This window comes from Agrobacterium sp. 22094 (genome assembly GCF_052046015.1).
Taxonomy (GTDB): Bacteria; Pseudomonadota; Alphaproteobacteria; order Rhizobiales; family Rhizobiaceae; genus Agrobacterium; species Agrobacterium cavarae.
Genome location: NZ_JBQEPX010000001.1, coordinates 724,711 through 743,608, shown reverse-complemented (window position 1 = coordinate 743,608; position 18,898 = coordinate 724,711). Strand labels below are relative to the sequence as shown.

Sequence of the window (18,898 nt, the reverse complement as noted above, 5' to 3'; positions counted from 1 at the left end):
GCGTCGCCTTTTTCATGTCGTCAGAGCATGTCGCGACGAAGATGGATCGTGACCCAACCGTTGCGCCAGATGGTGCGAATGTGGCTTAGCTTCATGCCGTTATAGGCCGACAGAACCTTCCAGCGCTGGGTGCTAAGAATACCCGAGAGTATGACCGTGCCGCCGGGCGCCAGATGCGCCACGAGTTGCGGCGCCATCTTGATCAGTGGACGTGCCAAAATATTGGCGATGATGAGATCGAATGGCCCATGACGGCGGAAGGAATCCGAGTGGAAACCGGGCGCTGTCTCGAAGGCAATGCCGGAGACGATACCGTTCAACTTCGCATTCTCCTTGGCGACACGCGTGGCGATCGGATCGATATCGGTGGCCAGTACCGGCACCTTGCGCATCTTTGCCGTCGCAATTGCCAAAACACCGCTGCCGGTGCCGAGATCCAGCGCGTTGCGGATTGTGCGCGAACGCAGCACGTCCTCGATCATCTCCAGGCAGCCTGACGTGGTGCCGTGATGCCCCGTGCCGAAAGCCTGACCGGCCTCGATTTCGATGGCCAGATCGTTTGGACGAACCTTGTCCCGGTCATGCGAACCATGCACCAGGAAGCGCCCTGCCCGCACGGGCTTCAGTCCTTCCAGCGACTTGGCGATCCAGTCGACATCGGGAATGACTTCGCGCTCGATTGTGAGGTGCGGAAAGGAAGCCTGCAACAGCGTCTGAAAGCGCTCGGTGATCTCGTCTTCCTGCTCCAGAAGCAAGTAGATCGATGCTTCCCAGATATCGCGCTTCTCATCGACCTCGGTGGTCGCGATCGCGATATCTTCCTCGCCGAAGACTTCCGACATCACATCAAGCACGTCGCCTGCCTGAACTTCGGTTGTGGTGACATAGAGACGGATTTCACTCACGACAGACGCTTTCCCTAAGGCATGTTGCGCAATCCCGGTAAGCGGTCTTGCGATGATGACATGCAACGAAACGAGGGCTTCAAGCAAGAGGACCAATCGCCACACGCTTCAGCTGGTTGAAGCGTCAGCCTTTGCCACAAAACACGCGGCAATCCAATGGAGCGGAAGGTGTTTCTTACGCCGACGTGTCAGGACTTGACGAGATTTTGCAGCTTCTGAACGGCCACATCAGGATTTTCGCCGTAGGCAATGGTGCCGCCGAAGGAACCGTCCGGGCGAAGCAGGATCACCGAAGCCGTATGGTCCATCGTGTAATCGCCATTCGGGTCCTTCTCATCGACTGGCACCTTCTTGGCATAGATGCGATAACCCTTCAGCGTTTCGGCGATCTTGTCCGGTGCGCCGGTAATCCCAGTAATCCGCTTGGACACGTTGGAGATATACTGGTTCATCACCTCGGGCGTGTCGCGTTCGGGATCAACCGAAACGAAATAGGCTTGCAGCTTGTCGCCCGCCGGGTCGACCTTCTCCATCCAGCCATTCAGTTCGAACAGCGTGGTAGGGCAGACTTCAGGGCAATGGGTGAAGCCGAAGAACAGCGCTGTCGGCTTGCCCTGAAACGCTTTCTCGGTGATCGGCTGACCGTTCTGGGCAACGAGCTGGAAGGGCGTGCCATAGGCTTCTTCCACCATCTGCTCACGGCTTTTGGTCAATTCCATCGTCAACCAGCCCATGACGCCCAAGAGAACGACGACGGCACCCCAGAGCGCGAGACGGATCGATTTCATGCTGTTCCTCACCATGCGATAATTGGCGGCAGGCGCCCTATGCGAGTGATAGCCAAGCCATTGAGGTTGCGCAAATCAAGAACGGCTGGAAAGCGCAACCGCGCTCTTTTGTCTCAATACCTTAATATTCCACAGTTTCGAGAGCCGCCTGTCAGAAGCACCAGGCGATGCCATTCTGCACAGACGCAATAAAGATATCGGTGCCGTGTCGAAGCCAGCCGTCAAAGGTGGCGATCACGCCGAAAAGAACAGCACCCGTGGCAAGAGCCGCTAGCAGAAGCTTGCCGGAGTGGGACAATAATGCGCTCATCTTCCTACCTTACTCCACAGCGACCCCAAGGAGAAGCGCGGACCGTCCTGGATCGTGAGCTTTCACATCCGTTAGTGAAAGTTTAAACGATTCTTGCCATCATCGTCGCCAGCGGTCCGCGCAAGCGCACGACATGATGTCACCGGATTTCACCTGGACGCCGCATTCATCCTTCCCAGCACACGGCCCGCCAGAGAGCCGCCAGGACAAGCAACGACCATGTCGAACGCCATCAAACAATCCGGCGCATACCTCGAAATCGTTTCCTTCCATCTCGGCGATCAGGAATTCTGCATCGACATCATGGCGATCCGCGAAATCCGCGGTTGGGCGCCGGTGACCCCGATGCCGCACACACCGCCCTACGTTCTCGGCCTCATCAACCTTCGCGGTGCGGTGATCCCGGTTATCGACATGGCATGCCGACTCGGCATGAAGATGACCGAACCCTCCGAGCGTTCCGCGATCATCGTTACAGACATCGGCGGCAAGCTGGTCGGCCTTCTGGTCGAACAGGTTTCCGACATGATGACCATCCGTTCCGAAGACCTCCAGCCCGCCCCGGAAATCATTCCGGAAGAGCAGCGCAATTTCTGCCGCGGCATCGTGGCGCTGGAAAAGAGCATGGTTTGCTTCCTCAACCTCGATACGGTCATTGCCGACGAATTGTCGCGCGAAGCCGCATAACGTCAAGCATTTTGGATTTTCCCACAACGGCGGGCCTCGGGTCCGCCGTTTTTCGTTGGGCGACTTCCTGTATACCCACCCGTACCTACAGTCTGTTCAAGAATTGTGATTGGTCTGCCGAAAAGGGTAATTTCGAGAACCGGAGCGCAGCGAACTTCGCTACGTGCGCACCGGAAACGCAGAAATTACCACTTGCAGGCGACCAAACGCGATTATTGGATAGAATGTTATGGCTTGCCGTTCTTCCACGTCACGGTCTGCCCATAGAGCGGCACGGTCGAGATCGCCATCTTCGCCGAACCGTCCGTCAGTTCGCGCGTATGGACCAAGTAGACCAGCGTGTCGTTGGTCTTATCGTAAATCCGGTTGACCACCATTTTCTTCCAGACCAGCGACATGCCCTGGCGGAAGACCTCTTCGCCGCCCTTTGAGAGATCGATATCGCCCACTTCAACCGGCCCTGTCTGGCTGCAGGAAATGGCGTTGTTCGATGGGTCTTCGAACCAGTTGCCGTTCTTGAGGCGATCAATCACGCCGCGCTCGAAATAGGTGATGTGGCAGGTAACACCCTTCACCTTGGGATCGGCGATGGCTTCCACGACGATATCATTGCCGGTCCAGTCGACACCGACCTTGCCCACCACCTGCGCCAATGCGCCAAGTGGGAAAAGTGCCAGTCCAGCAACCAGTGCCACTCGAAGTTTCTGTGATGTCATCGCCTTTACCTCCATGTCTGAGACAACAGATAGGATGGCGCGTCAGCGTAACAAGATCGGCGTGTTAGCGTTTTCTCATCGTGCAGGGCTCATAACCCATCGCGTGCAGGCGCCCGGCCACCATGCCGATCTTCGCCGGTATGTCGCGCACATGCTGCAAGGCCAGCGACTTCGCAGCGGCAATGGCCGCGGAGGCGCAGACCACGGCATCTTCCGCGGCATTGTGGTGGACAAAACGAAGCTGCAAGTGATGGGCGATGATGTTGAGCTTATGCGACGGCAGCGACGGCCAGACGCGCTGTGCCATCTTCACGCTGCAGAAGTAAGAGAGCGACGGATAGCTCTGGCGGTACTTGTCGAAGCTCGCGCGCATGACGCTGAAGTCAAAGGCCGCGTTATGGGCAATCATCGTCGCTTCACGAAACTCGTCGACGAACTCGTCCATGACCTCGGGAAATTCAGGCGCATCTTCCACATCGGTCGGGCGAATTCCATGCACCGCAATGTTGAAGTGGGAAAATCGCATGTCCTTCGGTCGAATCAGCCGCTCTTCCACCCGCGTGATCACGCCATCCTCGATCCATGCCAGCCCGACGGAACAGGCGCTGCCACGCTCTTCATTGGCGGTTTCAAAATCGATGGCGATTGTTTTCAAGAGGCGATTCCCGGTGCGTTGCAAACGGCATAGAACAAAATGGCTTGGAAATGAACCACCAGGCAAGAAACGGGTGGGAACGACAACCTCCCCAGCTTAGAACCCGATAACGCGATGGGGGTGATCGAGATGAGCGTACACAGCCGAATGAATGCAACGGAATGGGCAATGCTGGTCGCGCTGTCCATCCTCTGGGGCGGCTCCTTCTTCTTTGTCGGCATCGCGGTCAAGGAACTGCCACCGATCACCATCGTCACGCTGCGGGTCACCATCGCCGCGCTCGCGCTTCTCACTGTCTGCCGTGTCCTCGGCTACAGCCTGCCACGAAAGCCGGAGGTGCTGCGCGCGTTCCTGATCATGGGCCTCCTCAACAACATTATCCCCTTCTCCTTGATCGTCTGGGGGCAGACCCATATTGCCAGCGGCGTCGCCTCTATCCTCAACGCCACGACGCCGCTCTTCACCGTGCTTGTCGCCCATATGATGACGACGGATGAGAAGCTCAGCGCCAACAAGCTTGCTGGCGTCATCATCGGTTTTGTCGGCGTCGCGACCATGATCGGCCCTGCGGCACTCACAGGTGAGCGCTCGAGCCTCTGGGGTCAGCTTGCCATCCTCGGTGCTGCCATCTCCTACGCCTTCGCCGGCATTTTCGGACGGCGTTTCAAGGCCATGGGCGTGCCGCCTCTGGTAACCGCCACAGGCCAGATTTCCGCTTCAAGCCTCGTTCTCATTCCCGTTGCACTCCTTGTCGACAAGCCCTGGACGCTTACCATGCCGAGCGGCGAAACATGGGCCGCCCTCTTCGGCATTGCGCTTCTTTCCACCGCACTCGCCTATCTCATCTTCTTCCGCATTCTCTCTTCGGCGGGCGCGACGAACCTAGCACTCGTTACCTTTCTCATTCCGGTCAGCGCCATTGTCCTCGGCTCGCTGGTCCTGGGAGAACAGCTGGCCCTGAAGCACCTCATCGGCATGGCAATGATCGCCGCCGGTCTTGTCGCCATCGACGGGCGGCTGTTGCACCGCAAGTCCTTCAAGACTTGACAGCATCGACCGGCCACCGCATCCTGCGGTAATGATCGCAAAGACCAACACAATGATGCTTACCGTGGGTACCACCGGCGCGCCGGTGGACGGTGGAGCCTTGTGTGGAGCCTTTTCGCGATAGGTCTCGCGATCATTCCACCGAAGCCCTGCCGAAGCAGCAGGGCAACAGAATGCACCTGCTCTTCCGATTGAAAGGAAACAGCATGTCGCAATCCCAGGAACCACCCTCACCCGCCGATTTTTCCCTCGATGACGTCATCATCCGTGGTTTCCGTCCGGATGATGCGGAAGCCTTGACAGAAGTCCTGAACATGCCGGGCGTCCGCTACGGTACCCTTCGCCAGCCGTTTCAGAGCGTTGCTCATACTCGCCGATATATGGAATCCCTTACACCAGCCGATATCATGATCGTTGCTGAATGGCGCGGTCGACTGATCGGCAATGCTGGCCTCCACGCGGAGCGGGGTCGCAGGCGCCATGCCGCTTCGTTAGGGCTCGGCATCCATGACGACTTTACCGGCAAGGGGCTTGGAACGCTCTTCATCAAAACCCTACTGGACGCGGCCGATAACTGGCACGATCTCAAACGGATCGAACTCAACGTCTTCACCGACAACGCGCCCGCCATCCGGCTTTACGAGAAGTTCGGTTTCGAGAAGGAAGGCACGATGCGGCAATACGCTCTTCGAAATGGCGTCTATGCCGACTGCTATCTGATGGCGAGGCTTCGTTAAGACCCACTGTGCTCCAGGTGGTCCGCCACCACGTCGCGAATGGTCCAGCGTGGCCATTCGCAAGTTGCAGCTTCAGAGCGAGAGGGCCTTCGGGTCGTCGCTCGCAAGCAGGCGCGCCATTGCTTCGGTGATGGTGAGGTCGTTATAGGGCTTGGAAAAGAAGCGGCTTCCGACCGGTAGCATGCTTTCTTCGACGATGGCTGCACCGGAAGCGACAATCAGTTTCAAGGGTGGCCACCGATCGCGGATGTAGTGGGACAGTTTGATGCCGTCCATCGTCCCTGGCATCTGGACATCGGTGAATACGAGATCGATGTCTTCGCGCCCTTCGAGAACGCGGATCGCCTCGTCGGCGTCGCCAGCCTCCAGCGCTTCGTAACCCGCCGACAAGACGAGATCGACTGCGCTCATGCGGATTATCGTATTGTCTTCCACGATCAGGACGACGGATTTGCCGTTCTTCATTGTTCACTCGCTGTATGAGAATGGCTGCAGTTCTGCAGCCCTGGGCTTTTCCAGAACCGATGCATCCCTATGCCGCCGGCGAAAAGTCGGTCCGAAGGCCTGACCTTTCCGTATGCCTGATCGTCACGACTGTGCCTGGAGAAGCATCGCTTACCGTCAATTCACCTTCGAGATTCTTGACGAGTGCCTCGACGATACCGGTGCCTAACCCGGCCTTGGGCGCTTCTTTACCGATAGGCATTCCAATTCCGTCGTCGGAGATAGAAAGGGTCCAGTCCTTGCCCGAAGATAGATAGTTGATCTCGATCGTTCCGTTCCGATCGTCGCTGAAGGCATGCTTCAGCGCGTTGATCACGAGTTCGGTAACGAGCAGACCCAGACTGATAGAGACATCCGCCGGGACAGTACTGTCTTCGACTGTCACCTGGATCGACAGCCGCTCGGGGTCCGCGATCATCGATGCGCCGAGACTTTGGCAAAGCTGCGTGAAATAGGCACGCAGCGCAACGCTGCCGCCGGCAGAGGTGGAGAGCTGACGCTGCAGGGCTGCAATCGACATGATGCGGTGACGGGCGTCATGGAGATGCCCGCGGACCTCCTCCGACTGAACGCGACGCGCACTCTGCATCAGGACGCTGGCAATGATCTGCAGGCTGTTGGCGACCCTGTGCTGGACTTCTTGCAGAAGGATGGCCTTGTCGCGAACCAGATCGTCTTTCAGGCGAGCCTCAGCGCGCATGTCGGTCACGTCGGTGATGGCGACAAGCAGGCGAATATGCTCAAGGTCGCCGTCGTCGAGCTTTCTCGCATTGATGACCAACTGTCGTGTCTTCTGGTCCGGTCGCTTCAGATCGATCTGATAGGCATCGATTCTAACACTGCCGGTAATCGTCGCCGTCAATAAGGAGTCGAGCCTGGGCATCGCCCATTCCCCGTGCCCGAGTTCGCCGAGGCGCTTGCCTGTGACGGAGGCCGGGGCAATCTCGAATGCTCGGCAGAAGGATGCGCTCGCTGCGATGATCCTCAGATCATCGGACAGAAAAAGCAGCGGTTCGTTGGACGATGTTACCACGGCAAGTGTGCTTGCCGCTTCGAAATGCACTGTTGGTGTCTGTGTCATAGAGAGGCCCCCGAGGGCCGAAGACTCACGGCGCAAGTCATGACTCGGCAGGTGCGTCGAACAGCTGGTAAGCCAAGTTCGACTTGGCATCGTAACACGCCTTGTCCGTGGGCTTGCATCAATTCTGCCGGCGGAAGAGATGGGGCACGAGCCGTTTAGCCCATCTATGCCGATTGCTATCTGATGGCCAGGCTTCGTTAAGACCTACTGTGCTCCAGGTGGTCCGCCATCACGTCGCGAATGGTCCTGCGTGACCATTCGCTCAGTGTCGCGTCTCGTCCCCGCTCTGCCGCAAGCACGATCATCGCCTTCCACAGCGCCCAGCCGCGACCGCGTTGCCATGTCTCAGCATCGAGGGGAAGCGCCTGCCTGAAAACGGCGCGGCTTTGGGCATCGAGCACATTCCAGGCTATGATGAGATCGGAAGCGGGATCGCCAACACCTGAACTGCCAAAGTCAATGACGGCAGAGAGCCTGCCGTCCTGCATCAAAAGATTGCCCTCGGCGAGGTCGCCATGCACCCAGACCGGCCTGCCCTGCCAGTGGCTTTTGAGAGCGCCCTCCCATATCTCCCGCGCGAGGCCTGCATCCACCTCATCGCTCACCGCCTCAATCGCGGCCCGCGCTTCCGCGTCATAGACCAGCAGTGAACCGCCGCGGTGGAAATTGTGTGCGCCCGCAGGCGGCCCGTCGCTGGCATCGACGGCATGGAGCACGCTCAGGAATGCCGCGACATCACGGGCCAGTTGCACCAGATCAGTACCGGGCAATTGCAGCGCCAGTGGCTCACCGTCCAGCCAGCGATAAACGGACCATGGAAAGGAATAGCCCTGCGATGGCTTGCCCTTTGCCAGTGGCTCCGGGATGGGCAGCGGCAGGCGCTTTGCCAAATATGGCAGCCAGCGATGCTCCTTTTCCACCTGAGGAACGTAGCCCGCAGCGCTCGGCAGGCGCACCAGCATCGCCTCGCCCAAACGGAAGCTGCGATTGTCCCAGCCACTATGGCGCACAGGACTGACCGGTTGGTCGGCCCATTGCGGAAACTGCTCGGCAATCAGCCGCACCACTGTCTCGATCGATACATCCAGCCGATCGCTCATAAGGCCCCCTAAGTCTTTAGCCAGACCGCCCGGATGACGTCAGCATCGTCACCCGCCGATCAAAGCCAACCACTCATCCTCATCCATGGTCTGCACGCCAAGCTCGCGCGCTTTGTCGAGCTTCGATCCGGCACCGGGACCCGCCACGACAATATCCGTCTTCTTCGACACCGAGCCTGCGACCTTGGCGCCAAGGCTTTCCGCCCGCGCCTTGGCCTCGTCGCGGGTGAATTTTTCCAGCGAGCCGGTGAAGACCACCGTCTTTCCAGCAACGGGGCTTCCCTCCGTCGATGGCTTATCCGCCTCCTTCGGGCGAAGCTCCTTCATCAACCGGTCGATGACATCGAGATTGCGGGGCTCCTTGTAGAATTCCACAATGGCGCGCGCCACCACTTCACCGATGCCATCGATGCTGTTCAGTTCGTTCCAGGCGTCGCCGGACGAATCAGCGGCAGCCTTCATCGACTCCTCGAAATGCGCATAGGTGCCATAGCTGCGGGCCAAAAGCTTCGCGGTCGTTTCCCCCACGTGGCGAATGCCGAGCGCAAAGATCAGCCGGTGCAGATCGATTTCGCGGCGAGCATCGATGGCATCGAACAGCTTCTTGACGCTGACCTTGCCGAAACCATCGATATTCTCAAGCCTGGTGAGGTGGCTCTGCTCCTGCCGTTCTTTCAGCGTAAAGATATCGGGAGCGGTCTTGATCGACAGCGCGGGATCTTCGCTCTCGAAGAAGAACTCGATCTGCTTGGTGCCGAGCCCCTCAATGTCAAAGGCATTGCGCGAGACGAAGTGTTTGAGATGCTCCACCGCCTGCGCCCGGCAGACAAAGCCGCCGGTGCAGCGTGTGACCGAGTCGAGCTTGCCGGTCTTTTCATTGCGCTCGCGCACCGCATGGCTGCCGCAGACAGGGCACTTTTTCGGAAACTCATAAGGCTTCAGATTGTCGGGTCGCCGTTCCAGAACGACATCCAGAACCTGCGGAATGACATCGCCAGCGCGCTGGACGATGACGGTGTCGCCAATGCGGATATCGTGATCCTCGGGGCGGATACGCTCACCGTGATTGCCGATCCCCTCGATGTAATCAGCATTGTGCAGCGTGGCATTCGTCACCACCACACCGCCAACGGTAATCGGCGTCAGCCGCGCAACGGGCGTCAGCGCGCCGGTACGACCGACCTGAATGTCGATCGCCTCGACGGTGGTGAAAGCCTGCTCGGCAGGAAATTTATGCGCCGTTGCCCAGCGGGGGCTGCGCGAGCGAAAGCCGAGACGTTCCTGCAGATCAAGCTCATCAACCTTGTAGACGACGCCGTCGATGTCGTAATCGAGGTCCGGTCTGGCAACACCGATTTCATGATAGTGTTCAAGCAGTTGCTGGGCGGAGGTGAATCTCTTCATCAACGGGTTGACGGGAAAACCCCAGTCGCGGAACTTTTCGACAATGCCATGCTGCGTGTCTGAAATGCGCGTCGGCTGACCGCCGTTGGAGACCTCGCCCAGCGCATAGGCGAAAAACTTCAGCTTGCGCCGTGCGGTGACATTCGGATCGAGCTGGCGCAACGATCCGGACGCCGTGTTGCGCGGATTGACGTAGGTCTGCTTGCCCTCCGCCTCCATCTGCGCATTCAGCGCCAGAAAGTCGCTCTTGGCCATATAGACTTCGCCACGCACTTCCACCACTTCCGGAACCCCAGCGGGAAGCTCGTTTGGGATTTCCTTGATGGTGCGGATATTGGCGGTGACATTCTCACCCGTCGTGCCATCGCCACGCGTCGCCGCCGTCACCAGTTTGCCCCGTTCATAGCGAATGGACATGGAAAGCCCATCGATTTTCGGCTCGGCGGTGAAGGCAATCGAATCATCCGGCAGTCGCCCGAGGAAGCGGTAGACCGAGGCGACAAAGTCGGCGACATCCTCATCCGAAAAGGTGTTGTCGAGTGAGAGCATCGGGCGCGCATGGACGATGGGCGCAAAAGTCGGCAGCGGCGCAAAGCCCACTTTTTTCGATGGGCTGTCGGCGCGCACCAGTGCCGGGAAAGCCGCCTCGATCGCATCGTTGCGCCGTTTCAGCGCATCATACTCTGCGTCCGAAACCTCCGGCTGATCCTTGCCGTGATAGAGCGCATCGTGCCGCGCAATTTCCGCCGCGAGAAATGCAAGCTCGGAAGACGCTTCAAGCTCGGTCAGGTTTTCGACGGGTGTCTGGTCGTTCGACATGGCGGCCTCATTCGGGAATCTGCCTGAGCTTTTATCCAATTATTGGAGCAGGCGAAACGGCCCCTTTTCATCAGGACGGAATCGATTACTCTGAACACCCGGATAATGCCTCTGTTCCGGAGCCGCCCATGGACATGACGACCCTGATTGCCTTTGCCGCTGCCTTCTTCGTCTTCGCAGCCAGTCCCGGCCCCGACAATATGACCATCGTTGCGCGAACCATCACCCATGGCGCGCCCTCCGGCATCGCCTATGGGCTTGGTACCGTTGCAGGCATTCTTATCTTTCTTACGCTGGCCGCCTTCGGTCTGTCGCTGATCGCGCAGGAAATGGGCGTTGCCATGACGGTTCTACGCTATGGCGGTGCGGCCTATCTGATCTGGATGGGGGTGAAGATGTGGACTGCACCGGCGGTCGTGCCGCAGCTTCAGCCCGTGAGCGAGAGACGTGGTCTTTTCTCCATCTTCCTCACCGGCTTCGTCCTCAATCTCGGCAATCCGAAAATGCCGCTCTTCTATGTCGCGCTCCTGCCCAATATCGTCGGTGCATCGCTGACCGTCGATCATCTGGCAGCGCTCGCCGCCGTCATTCTTTGCGTCGAGGTTGTGGTGATCGGCGGGCACGTGCTGCTTGCTGTGAGAGCACGAAAGCTGCTGCGCTCGGAACGCATCGTTCGCCGCGTCAACCGCGTGGCGGGCGGAGTGATGATCGGCTCCGGCGTGGCTGTTGCGGCCAGCCGCTGAAAAGGGCGAAGCGATCATGGTCGTCAAAAGGATCATCGCCAATATCTCCACCCCGGACGTCAAAGCCGCCCAAGCCTTTTATGGCGATATCCTCGGCCTCGACCTCGTCATGGACCATGGCTGGATCGTCACCTTCGCAGCGCCCATAATCGAGGTGCGACCTCAAGTGAGCATCGCGACGCAAGGCGGATCAGGAACCCCCGTCCCGGATTTGTCGATTGAGGTTGACGATCTTGAGGAGGTGCTTCGGCGTGTGAAAGCGGCAGGCCTGAAGCTCGAATATGGCCCTGCCCATGAGCCGTGGGGCGTGAGGCGCTTCTACCTCCGTGATCCCTTCGGCCGGCTGATCAATATCCTGTCTCACGAAGAAGAGGGTTGAGAGCGCCCTCGAACCGTACGTTTTTGTACACAGATATAGCATCTTCTTCACACGAATACTTAAGACTACCCGGCTAGATTGTCCGCAAAAATCACGGAGAAAAGGCGGACATGTCGACAAAATGTGAAGGTTGCCGCGACGGCAAAGAACTCGACTTCCCATTCTCGATGGCATTTCAGCCTATCTTCGACGTCAACACCGGCGTCGTGTTTGCCAATGAAGCGCTAGTGCGTGGCCCAAATGGCGAGGGTGCGGGAACGGTTCTGTCAAAGGTCGACGAGAGCAACCGATATACGTTCGATCAGCAATGCCGGGTCAAGGCAATTGAGCTTGCCGCGCGGCTATTCGATCCGACGGACACCACCAAGCTCTCCATCAACTTCATGCCGAACGCCGTCTATGAGCCGCGCGCCTGCATCCGCCTGACACTGGCAACCGCCATGAAGACCGGCTTCCCGCTGAACCGCATCATTTTCGAGTTCACCGAAACCGAAAAGCTGGACTCGGTGCATGTGCTGAACATCCTGCGCACCTACCGGGACATCGGCTTCATGACAGCGATCGACGATTTTGGCGCAGGCTATTCCGGCCTCAACCTTCTCACTCATTTCCAGCCCGATATCGTCAAGCTCGACATGGACCTGATCCGCGGCATCGACCGCGATCCGGTAAGACGCGTGATCCTGCGCAACACGCTGAACATGCTGGCCGATCTGAACATCACACCACTTTGCGAGGGCGTCGAAACAGCTGACGAACTTTCAGCACTCCGCGACCTTGGCGTCAACCTGATGCAGGGATATCTCCTGGCAAAGCCCGCCTTCGAATCCATAACCGTGCCCAGCACGATCGCGGATGTGCTGGCGCCTGCCGCATAATCTTAAAGAAAGCGTCGATCGAGGGCTCAGTCCTGCGCGGCCAGCAGCCGCGCAGCGGCCGCCCTCGCCTCATCCGTCACCGATGCACCGGCGAGCATCCGCGCAATCTCTTCGGTGCGATGTTCCTGCTGCATGGTCGCAACGCGGGTGGCGATCCGCTCGGTGCCATCGCCTGCCGGCCCCTTGGCGATCAGCAGATGGGTTGAGGCACGTGCCGCCACCTGTGGCGCATGGGTCACCGACAAGACCTGAACTGTCTTTGATAGCCGCTTCAGCCGCTGGCCAATGGCATCCGCCACGGCACCGCCCACGCCCGTGTCGATTTCATCAAAGACCAGTGTCGGTGCAGAACCGCGATCGGCAAGAGCCACTTTCAACGCCAGCAGGAAGCGTGAAAGCTCGCCGCCGGACGCCACCTTCATGATCGGACCGGGTCGGGTGCCGGGGTTGGTCTGAACGTGGAATTCTACCACATCGATACCGTCTGCCGTCGCCGACGACGCATCGCTTGTGACCTCCACGGTGAAACGCGCCCGCTCCAGCTTCAAGGCCGGAAGTTCGGCCATCACCGCGTCTGACAGCGCCGCCGCCGCATTGCGCCGCTTGTCGGAGAGCGACAGCGCCGCTCGGTCGAAATCGGCCTTCACGACGCCAAGCTGCGCTTCGAGCTTCGCCAGCTTTTCTTCGCCGGCATCCAGGTCGGCAAGATCCGTCACCATGCGCTCGGCCAGCGCTGGGAGATCGCTTACGGGAACGGAATATTTGCGGCCTGCAGCGCGAAGCGCAAAGAGACGCTCTTCGACGCGCTCCAGCTCGCGCGGGTCGAACTCCGTCCGGCGAAGCGCCGCTTCCACTTCCATCTGCGCATTGGAAAGATTGTCGAGCGCGGCGTCGAGCAGTTGCACGGTGTCTTCGAGCAGACCCGGAGCCTCATGGCTCTTGCGCTCCAGCCGCCGCATCATCGAGGCGATGATCGGCACAGGCGAGGCATTGCCGTTCAGGAATTCGCTGGCCTCGGCGATATCGCCGGCAATGCGTTCGGATTTCTGCATCACAGAACGGCGTTCCGCCAGTTCCTCCTCCTCGCCATCGCGGGGAGAAAGCGCTTCCAACTCTTCGACGGACGAGCGCAGATAATCCGCCTCGCGGGCAGCCGCCTCCACCTTGGCGCGGTGCACCTTCAAGCCGCGCTCGGCGTCCTTCCAGGTGCGGTAGAGGCCTTGAACGGAGACAACCTCATCGCTGAGGCCTGCAAAGGCATCGAGAAGCGCACGGTGCGCATTGGTGTCCACCAGCGCCCGATCGTCATGCTGCCCGTGAATTTCCACAAGATGCTGGCCAAGCTGGCGCATCATCTGCACCGATACGGCCTGATCGTTCACATAGGCCTTGGTGCGCCCATCGGCGGATTGCACGCGACGAAAGATCAGATCGCCATCATCGTCGAGACCGTTTTCGCGCAGCAGCAGGCGCGCAGGATGATCCATGCCAACTTCGAAGGTGGCCGTCACCTGCCCCTTATCTTCGCCATGGCGCACGAGACCGCCATCGCCACGCCCACCAAGGGCAAGCGACAGGCTATCGAGAAGAATGGATTTACCGGCGCCGGTTTCGCCGGTCAGCACGGAGAGGCCGGCCTCGAACCCAAGGTCGAGCCGTTCGATCAGAACGATGTCGCGGATCGAAAGCTGGACCAGCATGGGAACGCCTTTGCCTTAGGCTCCGATCAGCTTCTTGCCGGCGCGGGAAATCCAGGATTCGCGGTTTTCACGCGGCTCCAGACCCTGGCCCTTCAAGAGCTTGTAGGAATCGGCATACCATTGGCTGTCCGGGTAGTTGTTGCCGAGAACGGCAGCGGCCGTCTGGGCTTCATCCACCAGTCCCATGGCGTAATAGGCTTCTGTGAGACGTGCGAGCGCCTCTTCGATCTGGTTGGTGTTCTGGTACTGCTCCACGACGATGCGGAAGCGGGACACAGCAGCCAGATATTCCTTGCGCTCTAGGTAATAGCGACCGACCTGCATTTCGCGACCGGCAAGCTGGTCGCGTGCAAAGCGAATCTTCGCCTGCGCATCGGCGACATATTCCGAATTCGGATAGTCGTTGACCACCTTGCTCATCGCTTCGATGGTACGCTGCGCGGCGCGCTGGTCCTGCGTCACGTCGGCGATCTGCTTGGAGTAAGCAAGACCGATCATGTACTGAACGTAGGCTGCGTCTTTGGCGCGCGGATATTGCTTGAGGAAGCGCTGACCGGATGTGATCGCTGCTTCGTTCTTGTTCTGGCGCGTGGCGATGAAGGTGTTCATCACCAGAGCCTTCTGGCCCCACTCTGTGAACGGGTACTGCTTGTCGATCGCGGTGAACTTGCGACCGGCTTCCGTCATGTTGCCCTTGTTCATATTGGCAAGCGCCTGGCGGTAAAGCACATCCGGCGGATCGGTTTCAACGCCGAGCTTGGTAATGTCGATATCGGGATCGGACTGGCAGGCAGTGACCAGCGTTCCGGCGCCAAGCAGCATCAGCGATACGAGCCCAACCCGCACCGTTCCATTCATTGCACCAGACCCTACACGCTTCATTCGACAGTTCCCACTTCCCGCGTCACTACAGAGCTTAGGCTTTCGCAGGCGGTTCTAGCCGCAAAAGCACCAGCAGGGCAACGCAATGATGACGCATTAACGCATTTTTATGGCAGGCTCACGCATGAAACGCGATAATCCCGGCCTCCACCCTTGCAACTCCTATTAGAGCGTTTCCTTATTAAATGGAAGCGTTCTGCCGGAGCAGATTTCCATTGCGCCGAAGGTGATTGTCGAAGAGCGTACCCACAGGTACAGAAAAGCCGCTCACCTTTGCCACGGCAAACAATTCCCGTCAAAACGCCTTCACCTCAAGAAACTCTCTGACGATTATCATCGCTTTTGCCAGCCTTCCAGCTGGCAACGCCACCGCCCTTCGGCAGCACTCGATCACGCCTCAGCACGGACAAAAGAAAAAAGGCTGCCTGGAGGACAGCCTTTATGAAAAGTCGAATAGAATTATGATCTTATGCGGACCAGGGCGCAAATTCCGGCTGGTTGATCGCCACGAATTCACGCGCACGAACGACCGGCTGACGCGCGGCAGGCGCCTCGACGATCTCATAGGCGGTCGGGTCGCTCAAAAGCGCCTTCAGCGCGTTCGCATTGACCTTGTGACCGCCGCGATAGGAGCGGTAGCAGCCGATGAATTGTGCGCCGGCCAGCGCCAGATCGCCAACGGCGTCGAGCGTCTTGTGACGAACGAACTCTTCCTTCTCGTAGCGCAGGCCTTCCATATTGATGACCGTATGGTCGTCGGAGATGACAACCGAATTTTCCAGCGAGGAGCCGAGCGCGTAACCGGCAGCCCACAGGCGCTCCACATCACGCATGAAGCCAAAGGTGCGAGCACGCGAAAGCTCGTTCTTGAACGTCTCAGCCGTCAGGTCGCCCTTCCAGGTCTGGCGACCGATCAGCGGCGTATCGAAATCGATTTCGACTTCGAAGCGCGTACCATCATACGGACGGAACTCCGCCCAGGATGCGCCAGCATCGATACGAACCGGCTTGATGACGCGGATGTAGCGGCGCTTTACGCCGAGATTGACGATGCCAACCGATTCGATCGCTTCGATGAACGGTGCGGAGCTGCCATCCATGATCGGCACTTCCGGACCGTCGACCTCAACGATCAGGTTGTCGATGCCCATGGCGTAGATGCCTGCCATGACATGTTCGACGGTAGCAACGGACTGTGCGGGCGAACGGCCGATCACGGTGCAAAGATCGGTGTTGCCGACATTGGCAGAAACCGCCTTCACTTCCACCACGGTACCATTCTCCAGCGTGCGGCTGAAGACGATGCCGGTACCGGCTTCCGCCGGCTGAAACGTCATGGAAGCCGGGTTGCCCGAATGCACGCCGATACCCTTGAGTTGAACAGGGTTGGCGATAGTTGTCTGAAAACCGAGCAATCCGATGGTCATGCGTATCAAGCCTTTTCATGTGACCCCGCCAGAAATGCCGGCTTGGTCCGAAGTCAAAAGAGGGGAAATGATGCGCTCACGGAGACGTTATTTCCCATTCCCATGTTCTTACATACGCACACTGCAGCGCCATCACAAATCACTGTTGATTTCGCTTTGTTACAGACTCAAGCATTTGAAAGAATTGAGAGAAGCACCCTTGCACCGAGGCAGTGAAACACAAATACCCGGGCCTTTCAGACCCGGGTATTCGCTTAACGCAGAATCGCCTGATCGGTTCACCGACCGGCTATCCGATCAGTTCGACTGACGGCGCAGGAAGGCCGGAATTTCGAGCTGATCGTCTTCGTGATGGCTGGAAGAAGCCGGCGACTGGCGACCGTGGTCATCCAGGTTGCCGCGACGCGGTGCGTACATGCTCGCTTCCGGAGACATCGGACGGCGCTGCTGCGGAGCAAGGCTCGGAGCATCCATCATGTCGGAAGGAACAGTTTCTTCTTCATCGCGACGGCCGAGCGAATTTGTAATTCGCTTCAGCAGACCCATCGGGCCGCGCTCTTCAGGCGCTGCGTGAGCAACCTGTGCACGGTGATCCATTTCAGCCTTCACCACTGGCGGAAAGTCCTCGACCTTTGGCATGCGAACCGGCTCCGGCTGGCGCGCGACAGGAGCTGGTTCATGATAAACCTGAGCCTGTGGCTGTGCCATGCGCGGAGCCGGCGCTGCGACCTGCTCCGGAGCGTGGTATACAGGTGCCGGAGCAGCCTGAACCGGTGCTGCGGGGCGAGCAACGACCGGCGATTCGGCCGGAGCAGATGCGAACAGCTTGCTCTGTGGGCGGAACTCGGCTTCTGCCTGTGCCTGGCGCAACTGCTGTTCAGCAGCGGCCAGAGCCAGTTCGCGCTCCATATCGACTTCCGCAGCGCGGATGGTCTGAGCAATCGGATCTACGGACTTTGGTGCCTGCATAACTGGGGCAGGCTGAACTGCGGCCGGAGCGGATGCAACGGCCGCGGAGGGACGGATAACGGGCTTTGCTGCTGCAGCGGCGGCTGCACGCATTTCGGCGATGTTCTTTTCCATCTGGCCCGGTACACGGTCGATGCCGGTGGCAACGACGGAAACGCGGATGAGGCCTTCGAGCGCTTCGTCGAAAGTCGCGCCGAGGATGATGTTGGCATCCGGATCGACTTCTTCGCGAATACGCGTTGCAGCTTCGTCGACTTCGAAGAGGGTCAGGTCGCGACCACCGGTGATGGAGATCAGGAGGCCCTGTGCACCCTTCATCGAGGTTTCGTCGAGCAGCGGGTTGGCAATAGCCGCTTCCGCAGCCTGCATTGCGCGGCCTTCGCCGGACGCTTCACCCGTACCCATCATTGCGCGGCCCATTTCGCGCATGACCGAGCGAACGTCGGCGAAGTCGAGGTTGATGAGACCTTCCTTCACCATCAGATCGGTGATGCAGGCAACGCCGGAATAGAGAACCTGGTCGGCCATTGCGAAGGCATCGGCGAAGGTCGTCTTGTCGTTGGCAATGCGGAAGAGGTTCTGGTTCGGAATGACGATCAGCGTATCGACAGACTTCTGCAGCTCTTCGATGCCCTGTTCGGCCAGACGCATGCGGCGTCCACCTTCAAAATGGAACGGCTTGGTAACAACGCCGACCGTCAGGATGCCCTTGTTGCGGGCAGCCTGTGCAACGACCGGAGCCGCACCCGTGCCCGTGCCGCCGCCCATGCCAGCGGTGACGAAGCACATGTGGGTGCCGTTCAGGTGGTCGATGATTTCATCGATGCACTCTTCGGCAGCAGCGCGACCGACTTCCGGCTGCGAGCCAGCGCCGAGACCTTCGGTGACGTTGACGCCGAGCTGGATCACCCGGTCGGCCTTCGTCATCGTCAGGGCCTGCGCGTCAGTGTTGGCGACGACGAAATCGACGCCCTGCAGACCTGCCGTGATCATGTTATTGACAGCGTTACCGCCACCGCCGCCAACACCGAAAACGGTGATGCGTGGCTTCAGCTCGGTGATATCCGGCTTTTGCAGCTGTATCGTCATTTTACCATTCCTTCTTTTGATGGCCGGCAACGCCCCGCTGGCCAATTTCTTTGAACTTCACTCATTCCTCTTCCGTGA

General features: G+C 59.1%; 19 protein-coding genes. 6 read left to right on the top strand and 13 right to left on the bottom strand.

The window, feature by feature from the left end:
* Positions 1-20 precede the first annotated feature (20 nt).
* From ACTJK5_RS03510 to ACTJK5_RS03500, 3 genes are all read right to left on the bottom strand, one after another.
* Entirely contained in the window at positions 21-905 is an 885-nt protein-coding gene (locus tag ACTJK5_RS03510; RefSeq protein ID WP_113226208.1) for a 50S ribosomal protein L11 methyltransferase, read from the bottom strand.
* Positions 906-1,093: 188 nt separating this feature from the next.
* A complete protein-coding gene (locus ACTJK5_RS03505) occupies positions 1,094-1,693 on the bottom strand; it encodes an SCO family protein (RefSeq protein ID WP_113226195.1) in 600 nt (199 codons plus the stop codon).
* Positions 1,694-1,844: 151 nt separating this feature from the next.
* Positions 1,845-2,003, bottom strand: coding sequence for a hypothetical protein (locus tag ACTJK5_RS03500; protein ID WP_162686510.1), 159 nt, complete (start codon positions 2,001-2,003; stop codon positions 1,845-1,847).
* A gap of 219 nt (positions 2,004-2,222) precedes the next feature.
* On the opposite strand from ACTJK5_RS03500, the gene ACTJK5_RS03495 reads away from it, so the two are divergent.
* Entirely contained in the window at positions 2,223-2,690 is a 468-nt protein-coding gene (locus ACTJK5_RS03495) for a chemotaxis protein CheW (protein ID WP_062426540.1), read from the top strand.
* Positions 2,691-2,917: 227 nt separating this feature from the next.
* Here ACTJK5_RS03495 and ACTJK5_RS03490 read toward each other — a convergent pair whose 3' ends face one another.
* Together ACTJK5_RS03490 and ACTJK5_RS03485 are read right to left on the bottom strand one after the other, a co-directional pair.
* Positions 2,918-3,406, bottom strand: a complete 489-nt coding sequence (locus ACTJK5_RS03490) for a CreA family protein (protein WP_113226207.1) — start codon at positions 3,404-3,406, stop codon at positions 2,918-2,920.
* Positions 3,407-3,470: 64 nt separating this feature from the next.
* Positions 3,471-4,061, bottom strand: coding sequence for a 3'-5' exonuclease (locus tag ACTJK5_RS03485; protein WP_440611851.1), 591 nt, complete (start codon positions 4,059-4,061; stop codon positions 3,471-3,473).
* 129 nt (positions 4,062-4,190) lie between these two features.
* Between ACTJK5_RS03485 and ACTJK5_RS03480 the strand changes: the two genes are divergently transcribed.
* Positions 4,191-5,108: a DMT family transporter gene (locus ACTJK5_RS03480; protein ID WP_440611850.1), complete on the top strand. Its 918-nt coding sequence runs from the start codon at positions 4,191-4,193 to the stop codon at positions 5,106-5,108.
* Positions 5,109-5,314: 206 nt separating this feature from the next.
* Positions 5,315-5,845, top strand: coding sequence for a GNAT family N-acetyltransferase (locus tag ACTJK5_RS03475; RefSeq protein ID WP_116492255.1), 531 nt, complete (start codon positions 5,315-5,317; stop codon positions 5,843-5,845).
* A 72-nt stretch (positions 5,846-5,917) separates the two neighbouring features.
* On the opposite strand, the gene ACTJK5_RS03470 is transcribed toward ACTJK5_RS03475, so the two are convergent.
* From ACTJK5_RS03470 to ligA, 4 genes are all read right to left on the bottom strand, one after another.
* Complete coding sequence (locus ACTJK5_RS03470; RefSeq protein ID WP_335322349.1) at positions 5,918-6,310, bottom strand: response regulator; 393 nt, start codon at positions 6,308-6,310, stop codon at positions 5,918-5,920.
* Positions 6,311-6,377: 67 nt separating this feature from the next.
* Positions 6,378-7,430, bottom strand: a complete 1,053-nt coding sequence (locus tag ACTJK5_RS03465; protein WP_440611849.1) for a sensor histidine kinase — start codon at positions 7,428-7,430, stop codon at positions 6,378-6,380.
* A 197-nt stretch (positions 7,431-7,627) separates the two neighbouring features.
* On the bottom strand, positions 7,628-8,530 hold the full coding sequence (locus ACTJK5_RS03460; protein WP_335322347.1) for an aminoglycoside phosphotransferase family protein: 903 nt from the start codon (positions 8,528-8,530) through the stop codon (positions 7,628-7,630).
* Between the two features lie 48 nt (positions 8,531-8,578).
* Positions 8,579-10,753 (bottom strand): NAD-dependent DNA ligase LigA, encoded by a 2,175-nt coding sequence (gene ligA / locus ACTJK5_RS03455; RefSeq protein WP_440611848.1) that lies wholly within the window; start codon positions 10,751-10,753, stop codon positions 8,579-8,581.
* Between the two features lie 128 nt (positions 10,754-10,881).
* Here ligA and ACTJK5_RS03450 point away from each other — a divergent pair, with 128 nt between their 5' ends.
* From ACTJK5_RS03450 to ACTJK5_RS03440, 3 genes are all read left to right on the top strand, one after another.
* Entirely contained in the window at positions 10,882-11,496 is a 615-nt protein-coding gene (locus ACTJK5_RS03450) for a LysE family translocator (RefSeq protein ID WP_333631556.1), read from the top strand.
* A gap of 16 nt (positions 11,497-11,512) precedes the next feature.
* Entirely contained in the window at positions 11,513-11,875 is a 363-nt protein-coding gene (locus ACTJK5_RS03445) for a VOC family protein (protein ID WP_440611847.1), read from the top strand.
* A gap of 110 nt (positions 11,876-11,985) precedes the next feature.
* Positions 11,986-12,753, top strand: a complete 768-nt coding sequence (locus ACTJK5_RS03440; RefSeq protein WP_440611846.1) for an EAL domain-containing protein — start codon at positions 11,986-11,988, stop codon at positions 12,751-12,753.
* Positions 12,754-12,779: 26 nt separating this feature from the next.
* Here the strand turns inward: ACTJK5_RS03440 and recN are convergent, their stop codons facing one another.
* The 4 genes from recN to ftsZ all read right to left on the bottom strand — a co-directional run bounded on the left by recN (position 12,780) and on the right by ftsZ (position 18,820).
* Entirely contained in the window at positions 12,780-14,453 is a 1,674-nt protein-coding gene (recN, locus tag ACTJK5_RS03435; RefSeq protein ID WP_440611845.1) for a DNA repair protein RecN, read from the bottom strand.
* A gap of 15 nt (positions 14,454-14,468) precedes the next feature.
* Complete coding sequence (locus ACTJK5_RS03430) at positions 14,469-15,335, bottom strand: outer membrane protein assembly factor BamD (protein ID WP_062426531.1); 867 nt, start codon at positions 15,333-15,335, stop codon at positions 14,469-14,471.
* A 467-nt stretch (positions 15,336-15,802) separates the two neighbouring features.
* The gene (gene lpxC / locus ACTJK5_RS03425; protein ID WP_062440558.1) at positions 15,803-16,762 is read right to left on the bottom strand and encodes a UDP-3-O-acyl-N-acetylglucosamine deacetylase; all 960 of its coding nucleotides are present in this window, start codon (positions 16,760-16,762) and stop codon (positions 15,803-15,805) included.
* 297 nt (positions 16,763-17,059) lie between these two features.
* The gene (gene ftsZ / locus ACTJK5_RS03420; protein ID WP_062426529.1) at positions 17,060-18,820 is read right to left on the bottom strand and encodes a cell division protein FtsZ; all 1,761 of its coding nucleotides are present in this window, start codon (positions 18,818-18,820) and stop codon (positions 17,060-17,062) included.
* Positions 18,821-18,898: the final 78 nt, after the last annotated feature.